This window comes from Streptomyces sp. NPDC008163 (genome assembly GCF_042956885.1).
GTDB lineage: Bacteria > Actinomycetota > Actinomycetes > Streptomycetales > Streptomycetaceae > Streptomyces > Streptomyces drozdowiczii_A.
In genome coordinates this window covers 727496-741387 of record NZ_JBIBHG010000001.1, presented here as the reverse complement: position 1 = coordinate 741387, position 13892 = coordinate 727496, and the positions used below count along the sequence as shown (strand labels likewise).

12 protein-coding genes and 2 tRNA genes are annotated in these 13892 nt (G+C 70.9%); 4 read left to right on the top strand and 10 right to left on the bottom strand.

Going from position 1 to position 13892, the window contains the following annotated elements; genetic code table 11:
* Positions 1 to 128: 128 nt before the first annotated feature.
* Complete coding sequence (locus tag ACFZAT_RS03550) at positions 129 to 548, top strand: Fur family transcriptional regulator (protein ID WP_361031642.1); 420 nt, start codon at positions 129 to 131, stop codon at positions 546 to 548.
* A gap of 111 nt (positions 549 to 659) precedes the next feature.
* Here the strand turns inward: ACFZAT_RS03550 and ACFZAT_RS03545 are convergent.
* The 4 genes from ACFZAT_RS03545 to ACFZAT_RS03530 form a co-directional block, all read right to left on the bottom strand.
* Positions 660 to 733, bottom strand: a tRNA-Met gene (locus ACFZAT_RS03545).
* A 119-nt stretch (positions 734 to 852) separates the two neighbouring features.
* Entirely contained in the window at positions 853 to 2853 is a 2001-nt protein-coding gene (locus tag ACFZAT_RS03540) for a sel1 repeat family protein (protein ID WP_391259376.1), read from the bottom strand.
* Positions 2854 to 3145: 292 nt separating this feature from the next.
* Positions 3146 to 3219 (bottom strand) — tRNA-Met (locus ACFZAT_RS03535).
* Positions 3220 to 3271: 52 nt separating this feature from the next.
* On the bottom strand, positions 3272 to 6259 hold the full coding sequence (locus ACFZAT_RS03530; protein ID WP_391260248.1) for a UPF0182 family protein: 2988 nt from the start codon (positions 6257 to 6259) through the stop codon (positions 3272 to 3274).
* A gap of 128 nt (positions 6260 to 6387) precedes the next feature.
* Between ACFZAT_RS03530 and ACFZAT_RS03525 the strand changes: the two genes are divergently transcribed.
* Positions 6388 to 6957: a PPA1309 family protein gene (locus ACFZAT_RS03525; RefSeq protein ID WP_391259373.1), complete on the top strand. Its 570-nt coding sequence runs from the start codon at positions 6388 to 6390 to the stop codon at positions 6955 to 6957.
* A gap of 27 nt (positions 6958 to 6984) precedes the next feature.
* On the opposite strand, the gene ACFZAT_RS03520 is transcribed toward ACFZAT_RS03525, so the two are convergent.
* The 4 genes from ACFZAT_RS03520 to ACFZAT_RS03505 all read right to left on the bottom strand — a co-directional run bounded on the left by ACFZAT_RS03520 (position 6985) and on the right by ACFZAT_RS03505 (position 10177).
* Positions 6985 to 8073 carry a PDZ domain-containing protein gene (locus ACFZAT_RS03520; RefSeq protein ID WP_391259370.1) on the bottom strand — a complete coding sequence of 363 codons (1089 nt, stop codon included), beginning with the start codon at positions 8071 to 8073 and terminating at the stop codon, positions 6985 to 6987.
* A 93-nt stretch (positions 8074 to 8166) separates the two neighbouring features.
* On the bottom strand, positions 8167 to 8355 hold the full coding sequence (locus tag ACFZAT_RS03515) for a hypothetical protein (protein ID WP_391259368.1): 189 nt from the start codon (positions 8353 to 8355) through the stop codon (positions 8167 to 8169).
* Positions 8356 to 8482: 127 nt separating this feature from the next.
* A complete protein-coding gene (locus ACFZAT_RS03510; protein WP_391259365.1) occupies positions 8483 to 8944 on the bottom strand; it encodes a molybdenum cofactor biosynthesis protein MoaE in 462 nt (153 codons plus the stop codon).
* 90 nt (positions 8945 to 9034) lie between these two features.
* Entirely contained in the window at positions 9035 to 10177 is a 1143-nt protein-coding gene (locus ACFZAT_RS03505; protein ID WP_391259362.1) for an NAD-dependent epimerase/dehydratase family protein, read from the bottom strand.
* Positions 10178 to 10366: 189 nt separating this feature from the next.
* On the opposite strand from ACFZAT_RS03505, the gene ACFZAT_RS03500 reads away from it, so the two are divergent.
* Positions 10367 to 11815, top strand: coding sequence for a zinc-dependent metalloprotease (locus ACFZAT_RS03500; RefSeq protein ID WP_391259361.1), 1449 nt, complete (start codon positions 10367 to 10369; stop codon positions 11813 to 11815).
* Positions 11812 to 12360, top strand: coding sequence for an NUDIX domain-containing protein (locus tag ACFZAT_RS03495; RefSeq protein ID WP_391259358.1), 549 nt, complete (start codon positions 11812 to 11814; stop codon positions 12358 to 12360). The genes ACFZAT_RS03500 and ACFZAT_RS03495 overlap by 4 nt, the downstream gene beginning before the upstream one ends.
* Before the next feature lie 69 nt (positions 12361 to 12429).
* Here the strand turns inward: ACFZAT_RS03495 and ACFZAT_RS03490 are convergent, their stop codons facing one another.
* Both ACFZAT_RS03490 and ACFZAT_RS03485 read right to left on the bottom strand, forming a co-directional pair.
* Positions 12430 to 13185 (bottom strand): AIM24 family protein, encoded by a 756-nt coding sequence (locus ACFZAT_RS03490; RefSeq protein WP_391259355.1) that lies wholly within the window; start codon positions 13183 to 13185, stop codon positions 12430 to 12432.
* Positions 13186 to 13204: 19 nt separating this feature from the next.
* A complete protein-coding gene (locus ACFZAT_RS03485; protein WP_018105538.1) occupies positions 13205 to 13885 on the bottom strand; it encodes an AIM24 family protein in 681 nt (226 codons plus the stop codon).
* Positions 13886 to 13892 lie beyond the last annotated feature (7 nt).

The window sequence follows — 13892 nt, the reverse complement described above, 5'->3', positions numbered from 1 at the left end:
CGCGTCCGGCCTTCCTGTCCTCCGGCCGACGCCGTAAGCGATCCTACATTGGACAAAGTCCAAGTCAACTTGCCATCCAAAGTCGCACCTATTCAAGACCTGGCCCTTGCGCTGCTAGAATGGCGCCCATGAGTGACCTGCTGGAACGACTTCGAGGACGTGGCTGGCGTATGACCGCGCAGCGGCGCGTCGTGGCCGAGGTCCTCGACGGGGACCATGTGCACCTGACCGCCGACGAGGTCCATGCCCGCGCGGTGGCCAAGCTGCCCGAGATCTCCCGCGCCACCGTCTACAACACGCTGGGCGAGATGGTGAGCCTCGGCGAGGTCATCGAGGTCTCCACCGACCGCCGCGCCAAGCGCTACGACCCCAACGCGCACCGCGCCCACCACCACCTGGTGTGCGCACAGTGCGGCGCCATCCGCGATGTGCACCCCTCGGGCGACCCCCTGGCGGACCTGCCGGCCGGCGAGCGCTTCGGCTTCACGATCTCCGGGGTCGAACTGACCTACCGGGGCATCTGCCCGGACTGCGCCGCGACGGCCTGAACGCCGGCGCGCCGGGCCGCCCCCGCGCCGGGGGCGGTTTTTGCGCGCACCCACAGCCGCGCATACGACTGAGGGCCGGATCTTCGAAAAGATCCGGCCCTCGGTCTTCAGTAGCGGGGACAGGATTTGAACCTGCGACCTCTGGGTTATGAGCCCAGCGAGCTACCGAGCTGCTCCACCCCGCGTCGTTGTGTTCACAACCCTACGGGACGTCCTGGACCAGTGCAAATTCGTTTGTGCGGCTTCGTTCGTGCGGCTTCGTCGTGCGGCCGCATGACGCGGGGCGGCCCGGCCGTCCCCGGGCTCAGGCCGTCAGCTCCTGGTGCAGGGCCTCGCGCAGACGGGCCGCGCGTTCCGCGACCTCCGCCGGCCCCAGCTCGACCGCCCGGGCGCACCAGCGCTGCCCCTCCGCCAGCTCGCCCCGGCGCGCGGCCAGCAGGGCGAGCCGCAGCGCGGCCCGTCCGTGGCCGGCGGCGGCGGCCCGGGTCCACCACAGGGCCGCCTCGCGCTCGCTGCCCTCGCGGGCGAGGAGCAGGCCGAGGTTGAACGCCCCGTTGCGGCTGCCGGACTCGGCCGCCTCCCGGTACCAGTGCCCGGCGCTCTCCACGTCCCCCCGGGAGGCGGCGAGCATGCCGACGCGGACCTGGGCGCGGCGGTGCCCCTGCTCGGCGGCCCGCTCGTACCACTCCTCGCACTCGGTCTTCTCGGGCAGCGGCTCGCCCAGCGCGGGCGGCCCGGGCGGCGGCTGCCGCGCGTCGAGCAGCCCGGCCAGCCGGAAGGCCGCCTCCGCGCTGCCACCACCGGCCGCGCAGCGCAGATGGCGCTCGGCCTCCTGCTCCTCGCCGTGGTGCAGGAGCGCCATGCCGACCTGGAGCGCCGCCTCGGTGTGCCCGGCCGCGGCGGCCCGCTCGTACCAGAGGAGGGCGGTGCGGTCCTCGTCGCGCCCGGCGTAGAGGATGCCGAGGTTGAAGGCGGCGTCGACGCTGCCGGCCTCGGCCGCCTTGGAGAACCAGGGCTCGGCGCCGGCCGGGTCGCCGGCCTGGAGCAGGAGCACGGCGAGCGCGTTGGCGGCCTCGCGGTGTCCCGCGTAGGCGGCACGGCGGTACCACTGCTCGGCCTGGGCGGTGCGGTCCTGCGCGGCGCAGAGCAGCCCGAGGTTGTACGCGCCGTTGACGTCGCCCGCGTCCATCGCCGCCCGGTACCAGCGCTCGGCGGTCTGCTGCTCGCCCCGGGCCGCGTGCAGCGCGCCGAGGGCGTTCGCGGCGTTGCCGTCGCCGTCCTGGGCGGCGCGCAGCCACCACACGGCGGCGCTCTCACGGTCGCCCGCGTCGCGCAGCAGGAAGCCGAGCGCGCAGGCGGCCCGGGCCTCGCCCGCCTTGGCCGACATGAGGTACCAGCGCCCGGCCTCCTTGAGCTCGCCGCGCTGTTCGAGGATCGCGCCGAGGTGCAGGGCGGCGCGCCGGTGACCGCGCGCGGCGGCCTGCCGGTACCACTGCTCGGCCTCGCCGCCGCGCGCGTGGTCGGGGCCGGCGACCGGGCCGTCGGCCCCGGCAGTGCGGCGGGGCGCGGCGGGCTCGACGTCGGCGCGCGGGCCCAGGCCGGGGCGGCCGAACACCTCGTGCGCGGCATCGGCGGCGTTGCGCTCCAGGAGGCGCGCCAGCCGGTAGGCCGCCTCGCGGTGGCCCTGTTCGGCGGCGGCGCGCAGCCAGCGCTCGGCGCCGACGTCGCTGCGGTGCTCCAGCAGGTCGGCGAGGGCGTAGGCGCCGAGCGCGTGGCCCTGCTCGGCGGACTGGCGCAGCCAGTACTCGGCGGCGGGCTCGTCCCCGCGCTCGCGGAAGTGCCGGCCCAGGGCGTGCGCGGCCGCGGCGGAGCCGGCCACGGCGGCGGTGCGCCACCAGCCGGCCGCCTCGTCGGGGTAGCCGCGCTGGTGCAGCAGGACGCCCAGGTTGTTGGCGGCGGCCCGGTCCCCGTCGGCGGTGGCGCCCCGCAGGTAGGGCTCGGCACCGGCGAGGTCGCCCCGGCGCAGGAGCAGGGCGCCGAGCACGCTCATCGACGCGGTGTCACCGGCGTCGGCCGCGCGGCGGTGGCGCGCCTCGGTCTCGGCGCCGTCCGCGCTCGCCTCGGTCTCCGCCCGCTCGGCGTTCTCCACGCCGTCGGCGGTCTCGATGGTCTCTGCGGTCTCGGCGGTCGCGGCACTCTCCGCGTTCTCGGAAGTCTGGACGGTCTGGGTGATCCGGGCGGTCTCGGCGCTCTCGATGGTGTCTTTGTACTGCTCGGCGGCAGCGGCAAACACCACATCCGCCATCTTTTCCGCCGGATGGGCGTGTCCCCGCGCAAACCGCCCTGTCTTCAACAGAGTTGACCTGTCCCCCATAAATACCATCGTCGCACCACCTGTAACCCGCGTACACCTGGTATATCGCGGTCAGTGACGTCACTTCAGCGTTTTGTCGACATGCCCACAGAGAGACAAGTCAAACACGCCCCCGGTCAACTCGTGCCCCTCGAACCGCACTTCACGCCCACCTTGCGAAACAGGCTGCCACGGCACGACGAAGGCCCGGATCCCCTGGAGGATCCGGGCCTTCGTCTTTCAGTAGCGGGGACAGGATTTGAACCTGCGACCTCTGGGTTATGAGCCCAGCGAGCTACCGAGCTGCTCCACCCCGCGTCGTTGTGTTCAAACCGTACCACGACGCGGAGGTGGAGCTTTACCGGGTTACTCAGCCTCCGCCCGCATCGCCCGCTTCGTCCGAAGCGCCGGCCTGGCTGGCCTTGTCGGCCTTGTCACCCTTGTCGCTCTGATCGGCCTTGCCGTCATCGGACTTGTCGGCCTTGCCGTCGCTGTCCGCCTTGGACTGGGCCGCGGCCGCCCTCTCCAGGGCGTCCTGGAGATCGGTCTGCGCCTTGCCGTAGGCCGTCCAGTCCTGCTTCTTCAGGGCCGCCTCGCCCTCCGTGTACGCCTTCTGGGCGTCGGCGATGGCCTTCTTGAGCGCGGCGTCACCGGTGGCCGGCGGCTGACTGGTGTCCGGCGGCTCGGTGGTGTCGCCCGGTGGCTCGCTCGTATCGGAGCCCTCGGCACCGAACACGGCGTTCAGGGCCTCGCCGAGGCTGTTCTCGAAGACGATCTTCGAGCCGTAGGAAGCGGCGACCTTGCGCAGCAGCGGGTAGTTCTGCGTACCACCGCGCGTGTAGACCGGCTCGATGTAGAGGAAGCCCCCTTCGAGCGGCACCGTCAGCAGGTTGCCGTACTCGATGTCGGAGTCGGTGCCCTTGAGGTTTCTCACGAACTCGGCCACGTCGTCGTTGCCGTTGAGCTCACTCTGTACCTGCCCGGGGCCCTTCACCGCGCCGGTGACTCTCAGGAGCCTTATGGTTCCGTAGTCCTTGCTGGCCGCATCGGCGTCCACCGCCATGAACGCCCCGAGGTCGGGCCGCCCCTTCGGGGTGAACGTCGTGGTGAGCGAGAACTTCTGAGCTGTCTGACCCGGCATCTTTATGCTCAGGTAGTACGGCGGGACGGAGCCGGACTCCTTGTTGGTCGGGTCGTCCGGGACCTGCCAGGCGTCACTGCCGCTGTAGAACTGGGCGGGGCTGGTGACGTGGTAGCGGGTCAGCAGCTCCCGCTGCACCTTGAACAGGTCCTGCGGGTAGCGCAGGTGGTCCATGAGGTCCTGGGGGATGTCCGCCCTGGGCTTCACCGTGCCGGGGAACGCCTTGCGCCAGGTCTTCAGGACCGGGTCCTTGGTGTCCCACTCGTACAGCGTGACCGTGCCGTCGTACGCGTCGACGGTGGCCTTCACCGAGTTGCGGATGTAGTTGACCTGGTTCTGCTGGGCGACGACCGCGCGCTGGTTGGTGGTCAGCGAGTCGGCCGTGGTGTCACCGAGCGTGGTGCGCGAGGCGTACGGGTAGCCGTTGGTCGTCGTGTAGGCGTCGACCACCCACTGGATGCGCTTGTTGACCACGGCCGGGTAGGCGTCGCCGTCGATGGTGAGCCAGGGGGCCACCGCCTCGACGCGCTCCTTGGGCGTGCGGTTGTAGAGGATCCGCGAACCGTCGCCGATGGCGCCCGAGTACAGGATCTGCGGCTCGCTGAACGCCACGGCGTAGGCGGCGCGGTTGAACGTGTTGGAGAGACTGACCCCGCTGTCGCCCTTGTAGCTGGTGGTCTTCTCGCCGTCCTCCTCGTAGTCGAGCTCCTTCTGGGGCCCGCCGACGATGGAGTACTGCTCGGTCTTCTCGCCGTAGTAGATCTCCTGCTTGTACGTGCCCAGGTCGCCGGTGGTCGGCAGTCCGGACTCGGTGAAGTCGGGAGATCCCTTCGGGTTCTTGCCGGTCGTGGTCCCCCGGGCGGCGATGGCGCCGTAGCCGTGGGTGTAGGTGAAGTGGTCGTTGATCCAGTTGCGCTTGGGGATGCCCTGGATGTTGAGCTCGCGCAGACCGATGACCGTGTCCTGCTCCTTGCCGGCGTCGTCCTTGTAGCGGTCGACGTCCAGCGTCTTGGGGAACTGGTAGTAGTTCCTCTTCTGCTGGAGCTGCTGGAAGGCGGGCGAGACGACGTTGGGGTCCATGACGCGGTAGCTGGCCGCGTCGTTCGCCGCGGCCCGGAGCTTGGCGTCGTCGTCCTCGGTGGACTTGCCGGTGTAGTCCGAGACCTGCGCGTCATCGATGTCGTACGCGTTGCGCGTCGCCTCGATGTTCTTCCGGATGAACGGGGCTTCCTTGGCCTGCTCGTTCGGTTGGACCTGGAACTTCTGCACGATCGCCGGGTAGAGGCCGCCGATCAGGATCGCCGAGAGCACCATGAGACCGAAGCCGATGACCGGCAGCTGCCAGGTGCGCCGCCAGAGCGTGGCGAAGAACAGCACGGCGCAGATCGCGGCGATGCAGAACAGGATCGTCTTCGCCGGAAGGTACGCGTTGGCGTCGACGTACCGCAGACCCGTCCAGTTGTCGGTGGCCTTGAAGTCACTGGACTTCACCGCCAGGCCGTACCGGTCGAGCCAGTACGCCACGGCCTTGAGCGCGACGAAGACGCCGAGCAGCACCGACAGATGGCCGGTGGCCGCGCCCGTCGCCCGCGCGCCGGGGCTGGTGACGCGCAGCCCGCCGTACAGGTAGTGGGTCAGCGCGGCGGCGATCAGCGAGAGCACCGTGGCCGCGAAGCCGAAGCCCAGCAGGAAGCGGTACCAGGGCAGGTCGAAGGCGTAGAACGACACGTCCAGATGGAACTGGGGGTCCTTCTGGCCGAACGACACGCCGTTCACGTACATCAGCCACGTCCGCCACTGCCCCGAGGCGGAGGCACCCGCGATCAGACCGACCAGCGCCGTGACCGCGAGCAGCACCCACTTCTTGTACGGGGCGAGGCTCATCCGGTAGCGGTCCAGGCTCTGCTGCTCAAGCGACATCGCGCTCAGCGGCGGCCGGAGCCGGTGCGCGAGCCAGATGTTCAGGCCGACGGCCAGGGCCATCAGCAGTCCGAAGACGAGGAACAGCCCGATCTTGGTCCACAGGGTGGTGGTGAAGACGGACGAATACGCGACCGACCGGTACCAGAGCCAGTCCGTCCAGAACCCGGCGAACATGACGAACGCCATGGCGAGAATCGCCAGGACGCCCAGAGTCATGAGCAGGGTTCGGGCGCGCCGGGACGGGCGGCCGACTCTGATCCGTGGCCCGGTCGGGCCTCCGCCGCGGTCCGGCATCTGGAAAGCCAACGTGCGCACCTCGAAGTTCGCGGGTCGTGTGGAACGGGCCCAGCGATCGTAGAGCCCATCCCTTCAACTTACTGATGCTTTACCTAGTTCCCGTTCCGGGGGCGGAAGGAGGCAGGATGTTGCCCATGTCCAACGTTTCCCCCTCAGGCCCTCCGATGGCCGCGAGCCCGCTCACCGTCGCGGTGCTCGAAATCGATGAGTACGTCTCCACCCTCGGCTGGGACCAGCCGGCCCGCCTCTTCGCCCTGGTCGACACCGCGCGGCTGCGGGCCCAGGAACCGGGCCTCGCCGCCCAGCTCGGCCTTGATGAAGACGGTGCCAAGCCCGCCGCGCTGACCCCCGTCGAACAGGAGGAGCTGCCCGCGGGCACGGCGCTGGACGAGTTCCTCGCCACGATCGCCTGGCCCGACGCGGTCGCCGGCTGCGCGATGACGGTGGAACGCCTGATGCTGCCGCCGTCCGCCGAGGCCTCCGTGCCGGACGGGCTGGACGACAAGCGGCTGACCAAGTGGGTCGCCGAGCACCCCGACCGGCAGGAGGTGCGGATGACCGTGGCCGTCCTGCGGGACGGGGCGCGGGAGTCCGCCGTACGCCTGCGCGAGAAGGACTCGGCGAGCGAGGTGCTGACCGGTGCCGGTCTCGTCCCGGGGCTGGCCGAGGCGCTGGCGGCCACCTTCGAGTCCTGACCGCCGCCGTGTGCAGCGGGGGCGCGGTCAGCCCGCCGAGCAGCTCGGCAGCCCGGCCGTGTCCCCCGCACGGAGCTTGTCCAGGGACTTCTTGGCGTCGTCGATGTTCTTGACCCGGATCAGGGTGAGCCCGTCGGGAGTGTCCGCCGCGGCGGACGCGCAGTTCTCGTCGGGGGTCAGGAAGTAGCGTGCGCCCGCGTTCCGCGCGCCGACCAGCTTCATGGTGATCCCGCCGATGGGGCCGACCTTGCCGGCGTCGTCGATGGTGCCGGTGCCGGCGATGAACTTTCCGCCCGTCAGCTGCCCCGGGGTCAGCTTGTCGACGATGCCCAGCGAGAACATCAGCCCCGCGCTCGGACCGCCCACGTCGGCGAGCTTGATGTCGATGTCGAAGGGGAAGGTGTGGTCGGTCCCCGCCTGGATGCCGACGATCGCGCGGTTCTCCTTGGGGGCCTTCACGGTGGTGAGCGTGACCTTCTGGGTGCCCTCGGGCTCCTTGCCCGCCTTCTCGGCCGCCGCCGCGGTCTTGGCCGGGATCACGGTGAAGGTGACGTCCTGGCCGGGCTTGCGCTTGGTCACCAGCTTCGCGACGTCCTCGGGCTTCTCGACCGCGGTGCCGTCGACGCTCTTGATGACGTCGCCCGCGTGCAGCTTGCCCTGCGAGGGGCTGTCCTTGACGACGCTGGAGACCACGACGCGCGAGGAGACCGGGATGTTCAGTTCCTTGAGGGCCGCGACCTTGGCGCTCTCCTGGGACTGGCTGAACTCCTCGGCGTTCTCCTGCGTCGACTGCTCCTCGGTCTTGCCGTCCGGGTAGAGGGTGTCGTGCGGGACGACGACGCTGTCGTGGCCCAGCCATCCGGAGACGGCCTCGACCAGGTTCATGCTGTAGTCGGCGCCGGTGACGCGGACCGTCGTCATGTTGAGGTTGCCGGACGTCTTGTACGTCTTGTGGCCCGTGATCCGCAGGACGGGATCGCCCTCGACGTCACCGAGCGTGTTCACCGTCGGACCGGGAGACATCTCCGAGTACGGCACTTTGATCAGCACGCCTGCGCAGAGCAGCGCGATCAGGACCAGTGTGGAGGCGAGCATCGTCGCGGTGCGGCGTGGCATGGAACGACAGTACGGGAAGGGTCTGTCCGTGCACCGCCGGGGCCGGTCCGTACGGGGCCAGGGGCGGGCGGGGTGAGGGGGCCGAGTGCGACCTCAGGCGTTGGATATCTGCTCCACCGGTTCCGAACCGGAGTGCGACTTCTCCATGGCTTCGCGGAACTTCGCGTACCCGGCGAGTTCGGTGACGTCGCCGGTGGTGCGATTGCGGGCGGCCCAGCCTCCCCATATCGCAGCGCCGAACGCGGCGACAACCGGAATCAACAACCAGGCGAGCGCTGCCATGCCGACCTCCCTACCCCCTGATGCGGCCGACTGGCCGATCAGCAGATTAACCATCTGGAAAACCAACGCTCGTGGCAGGGGTGCGGTTACGCAAATCGGGGCGGATGCCCACCGTTCCGGTTTGCGATCAGCAGGCGCCGACCCACTCCTCGGTGCCGTCCGAGAAGCGCTGGTGCTTCCAGATCGGGACCTCGTGCTTGAGGTCGTCGATGAGCTTGCGGGAGGCCGCGAACGCCTCCGCGCGGTGCGGGCAGGAGACCGCCACGACGACCGCGATGTCACCCACCCGCAGTTCACCCACTCGGTGGACGGCGGCCAGCGCCCGGACCGGGAAGTCGGCGACGACCTTCTCCGCCACCCGGCGCAGCTCCTCGGCGGCGGAGGGGTGGCACGAATAGCCGAGGCCGTCGACGTCCTGTCCGCTGTCGTGGTCACGCACGGTGCCGACGAAGAGGGTGGTGCCGCCCGCGGCCTCGTCCCCGACCGCCCGGAAGACCTCGTCCACCGACAGCGGCGTTTCACGGATGTCCAGCAGCCGGATCGGGTCCTGCGCCGTCTGCTCGCCGGGGTGGTCGTACGTGAGTGCCATGACCCCCATCGTGCCGTACCGCACCGACAACACGGAATTGCCGATTCACCCGGCGGGCCGCGCTCCGTCTTGGAGCCTCCTACAGGGTGGTCAGATGCGGCGGCGGGCCTTGCGGGCGCGGCGCACCAGGGCCGCGGTGCCCAGCAGGGCGACGGTCGCCCCGGCTGCTCCGGCGGCGGTGGCGTCCTTGCGGCCGAGGCGGCGGCCGGCGACGGTGTGGCGTCCCTCCACCTCTTCCAGGAGCGCGGCGAGCACCTCCTCGTTGGTCCAGGCCGGGCGCCAGCCCGCGTCGTGCAGCCGGCTCACACTGACCACCCAGGGGTGCATGGTGTACGCCAGGTCGCCCGCGGGCGAGGGGGTGAGGCCGATCCGGTGCAGCCGGGCGGCGGCCCCCAGCGCGACGGCGGAGGGGAGCTCCATCCGGCGCACCCCGCTCAGCTCCTCGACCTCCTCCTGTTCCAGCCAGCCGTCGCAGCCGACCGCGAACTCCCCGTCGATCTTCTCCAGGGCGGCGTACTCCAGCGCCGTGACCAGGTCCTCGACGTGGCAGAACTGCCAGGCGGGCCGGGAACCGGCGACGACGAGCAGCCGGGGCGACTCGAAGTAGCGGGTCAGCGCGGTGTCCGTGCCGCCGACGAGCACGGCGGGGCGTACGACGGTGACGTGCAGCCCGGGGTGGGCGCGCGGGGCGCGGCGGCCGAGCCGTTCGATCTCCAGCAGGTCGCCGACGCCGGTGGCCTCGGCGGTGGCCCGCAGCTCGGCGTCCTCGGCGAGCGGGAGGTCGTTGTCGGGGAGCGCGCCGTAGACCATGGCGGAGGTGCACAGGACGACGCGGTGGACCCCGGCGGCCGCGGCGGCGGTCAGCACGGTCTGGGTGCCGCGCACGTTGTAGGCGGTGCGCGCGGCGGGGTCGGTCTCCAGGTCGAGGTCGAGCGCCAGGTGGACGACGACGTCCGCGCCGCGCAGCTTGTCGGCGATGGCGGGGTCGCGGACGTCGAGGAGGTGCCAGGTCGCGTCGGACACCTCGCCCCGGCGCTCGTCGATGGCGATGACCTGCTTGATCTCCTCGGAGGCGGCGAGGCGTGCGGTGAGCAGCTCACCGACCCCCGTCGCGGCTCCGGTGACGGCCACGACCGGGCCGCTGCCTCCGGGGCGGGCCGGGACGGATTTCTTCTCGGGTGACGGGTCGGCCAGGTTTCGCGCTGCGCGAACCTGCGGATCTGGGGAACTCACCGGGCGTCTCCAGCGGTTGTCTTCAGTACGTACCCGCGTGACACGTACGTACCAGGTGGCGTCCATCCTGCCGCAGGGCCGGACCGGGCGGAGCACTGAGGCCCTGAGCGGACTTGGTGTCTACGCTGGATGGTGATGTCGGGCAGTCGCCGCCGGTTCCCCCGGCGGCCCTACGAGCCGAGGAAACCCGTGAGTGACACCCCATTCGGATTCGGCCTTCCGCCGGAGGAGCCGGACGACGGCGACAAGGGCAAGAAGAACGACCCCACCGGAGGTGGGCAGGGTTCGGGCGGTCCGGCGAACCCGTTCGGCTTCGGCCCCGGCGCGGGCGGTGACAACCCCTTCGCCGCCATGTTCGGCTCGATGAACCCGAACGACCTGGGCGCGGCCTTCCAGCAGCTCGGCCAGATGCTGAGCTACGAGGGCGGGCCCGTCAACTGGGACATGGCCAAGCAGATCGCCCGCCAGACGGTGTCGCAGGGCACCCCGGACGGCTCCAAGGACGCGAGCGTGGGCCCCGCCGAGCGCTCGGCGGTCGACGAGGCGCTGCGCCTGGCCGACCTCTGGCTGGACGGGGTGACGTCGATGCCGTCCGGTGCCATCTCCAGCGTGGCGTGGAGCCGCGCGGAGTGGGTCGAGGCGACGCTCCCGGCCTGGCAGCAGCTGGTGGACCCGGTCGCCGAGCGGGTGGGCCTCGCCATGGGCGAGGTGCTGCCCGAGGAGATGCAGGCGATGGCGGGCCCGCTGATCGGCATGATGCGGTCGATGGGCGGCGCCATGTTCGGTCAGCAGATCGGGCAGGCCGTCGGTGTGCTGGCGGGCGAGGTGGTCGGCTCGACCGACATCGGGCTGCCGCTGGGCCCCGCCGGCCGGGCCGCGCTCCTCCCGCTGAACGTGGAGCGGTTCGGCAAGGACCTGTCCGTCCCGCTGGACGAGGTGCGGCTGTACCTGGCGCTGCGCGAGGCCGCCCACCAGCGGCTCTTCGCCCACGTCCCGTGGCTCCGCTCGCACCTGTTCGGCGCCGTCGAGGGGTACGCGCGCGGCATCAAGGTCGACACCAGCAAGCTGGAGGACGTGGTCGGCCAGTTCGACCCCGCGCAGCCCGAGCAGCTGCAGGAGGCCCTTCAGCAGGGCATGTTCCAGCCGGAGGAGACCCCGGAGCAGAAGGCGGCCCTGGCCCGTCTGGAGACGGCCCTGGCGCTGGTCGAGGGCTGGGTGGACGCCGTGGTGCACGCCGCCGCGAAGTCCCGGCTGACCTCGGCCGACGCGCTGCGCGAGACGATGCGCCGGCGCCGTGCGTCCGGCGGCCCCGCCGAGCAGACCTTCGCCACGCTGATCGGCCTCCAGCTGCGTCCGCGCCGGCTGCGGGACGCCTCGCGGCTGTGGGCCTCGCTCACGGACGCCCGTGGTCTTGAGGGGCGGGACGCGCTGTGGGAGCACCCCGACATGCTCCCGACCGCTCACGACCTGGACGACCCGGACGGCTTCGTCCACCACGAGCAGCTGGACTTCTCCGAGCTGGACAAGATGCTCGGTGAGGCGGCGAACGGCCCGAAGAAGCCCGAGGCGGGGGCGGACACCCCGGACGACGCCACGAACGAGGGCGACGGCGACGGCAAGGACGACAGCGACAAGTGAGCCTGCACGACGACGCCGTCCTCGTACTCAAGGGTTACGGGGCGGGGGCCGGGCAGGCCCAGGAGGAGCTGCGCGACGCCTATCTGGAGCACCTGGCGCGCCATCCGGACGGCATGTGGAAGTCCTGCGGGGCCGGGCATCTGACGGCCAGCGCCCTGGTCGTGGACCCGGAGCGCGGCCGGGTGCTGCTCACGCTGCACCGGAAGCTGCGGATGTGGCTGCAGATGGGCGGCCACTGCGAGCCCGGTGACGACACGCTCGCGTCGGCCGCGCTGCGGGAGGCCACGGAGGAGTCCGGGATCACCGGGCTGACGCTGCTGCCGGGCGGGCCGGTGGTCCTGGACCGGCATCCGATCCCCGCACCGTGCCACTGGCACCTGGATGTGCAGTACGCGGCGGTGGCGCCGGCGGGCGCGACGGAGAACATCAGCGACGAGTCGCTGGACCTGCGCTGGTTCGCGTACGAGGAGGTGGCCGAGGTCGCCGATGCCTCGGTGGTCCGGCTGGTGGAGCGCACGCGGGCGGCGCTGGAGGGCGGCCGGTAGCCACTCGTACGACGGGACAACGGTAAGGGGCGGCCTTCGGGAGGCCGCCCCTTACCGTTGCCGGGTGGCTCAGTTCCAGGCGTTGTTCTGGTTCTGGCCGTGGGCGCCGTGCTGGCCCATGCCGTACTGGGCGGCGAGGCCCTGTCCGATCTGGGCGTTCTGCGGCGGCATCAGCTCGCTCGGCTGGACCAGGGCGAAGCCCTGTCCGAGGAAGCTGAGCTCCCAGCCCTCGCCGGTGTTGCCGCGTCGGCGGAAGACGCCCGAGGAGTGCGTCTGGGCCTGCATCTGCACCCGCAGCGAGGTCGACCAGGCGACGATCGCGTCGGCGTCCGCGCTGACGTACTTGTCCGGCGTGACCTGCATCATCAGCGGCTGGCCCGAGGTCATCAGGGCGACCTTGCCGGTGCCGGAGATGTTGAGCTGGTACTTGCCGGTGCCCGAGATGCCGTACTGGCTGTCCACCGCGATGACCTCGGTGTGCAGCGAGGAGTCCAGCGCCAGGACGTACGAGCTGTCCACCGTCAGGCCGTCGCGGTCGACGTCCACGACGTGGATGTACTGCGCCAGGTTGGCGAGGTAGACGGTGCCCTGCCCGGAGCAGCGCATCAGGTCCAGGCCCTCACCGGTGTGGGCGCGGGCGCGGCGCTGGGCGTTCGACTGGTACTCGCCGTCGAACTCCATCAGCCCCTGGTACGCGACCATGGCGCCCTTGCGGGCGAGGACGTCGTCGTGGCCGGTCAGCGCGACCCGCAGCAGCTGCGGGTTCTGGATGGTGTAGCGGTCCTGGGACTGCTGTTCCGTCAGGCCGAAAAGCGAACTCTGCATGGTGTGTTCTCCCTCCCCGTCAGTGCCGGACGCGCAGCCGGTCGGTGCTGTCCTCGCTCGGCTGGACGACGACGATCCCCTGGCCGGAGAAGGCCATCTGGAACGCCTCGCCGCTGCCCCGCCCGATGAGCGAGGACGCCTTGAAGCTGCGCTTGCCCTTCACCTTGAGGTTCGGGGACCAGGCGACCAGCGCGTCCGGGTCGACGTACGTCTCGTCCTCGCCGCGCCCGCAGTCGACCACGAGCGGCGTGCCGCGCGAGGTGATCGCGACCCAGCCGGTCCCCGAGATGCAGACGTTCCACAGGCCCTGGCCGGCGAACTTGGCGAGACCCTTGACCCGCTCGACGCCCCAGGTGAGGTGGCCGTCGAAGGCGAGCACATTGGTGCCGTTGACCGAGATCGAGTCGTTGTTGAGGTTGATCACGACGACGTCGGCGCCGTAGTCGGCGAGGTAGAGCAGCCCGTCGCCGGTGCACTTCATGAGCGGCGCGCCCTCGCCGGTGATCCACTGCGAGGCGATCTGGCGGACGGCGGGCGGGTTGGGCTCGTACTGGATGAAGCCCTCGTACGCGACCATCGATCCGGTGCGCGCGTAGAGGTCCTGACCGGTCGCCATGGCGACCTTCAGCATGGAGTGGCCGTGGTTCTCCATCCGTGCCGTGACGGGGGTCGGGGCGTAGCCCGCGAGTTGCTGGTTCATGACGGGC

Bases quoted from the DNA above. Each gene is read 5' to 3' on its own strand.
- ACFZAT_RS03550 (WP_361031642.1), top strand. From the start codon at position 129: ATGAGTGACCTGCTGGAACGACTTCGAGGACGTGGCTGGCGTATGACC.
- ACFZAT_RS03540 (WP_391259376.1), bottom strand. From the start codon at position 2,853: ATGGCGGATGTGGTGTTTGCCGCTGCCGCCGAGCAGTACAAAGACACC.
- ACFZAT_RS03530 (WP_391260248.1), bottom strand. From the start codon at position 6,259: ATGCCGGACCGCGGCGGAGGCCCGACCGGGCCACGGATCAGAGTCGGC.
- ACFZAT_RS03525 (WP_391259373.1), top strand. From the start codon at position 6,388: ATGTTGCCCATGTCCAACGTTTCCCCCTCAGGCCCTCCGATGGCCGCG.
- ACFZAT_RS03520 (WP_391259370.1), bottom strand. From the start codon at position 8,073: ATGCCACGCCGCACCGCGACGATGCTCGCCTCCACACTGGTCCTGATC.
- ACFZAT_RS03515 (WP_391259368.1), bottom strand. From the start codon at position 8,355: ATGGCAGCGCTCGCCTGGTTGTTGATTCCGGTTGTCGCCGCGTTCGGC.
- ACFZAT_RS03510 (WP_391259365.1), bottom strand. From the start codon at position 8,944: ATGGCACTCACGTACGACCACCCCGGCGAGCAGACGGCGCAGGACCCG.
- ACFZAT_RS03490 (WP_391259355.1), bottom strand. From the start codon at position 13,185: ATGCAGAGTTCGCTTTTCGGCCTGACGGAACAGCAGTCCCAGGACCGC.
- ACFZAT_RS03485 (WP_018105538.1), bottom strand. From the start codon at position 13,885: ATGAACCAGCAACTCGCGGGCTACGCCCCGACCCCCGTCACGGCACGG.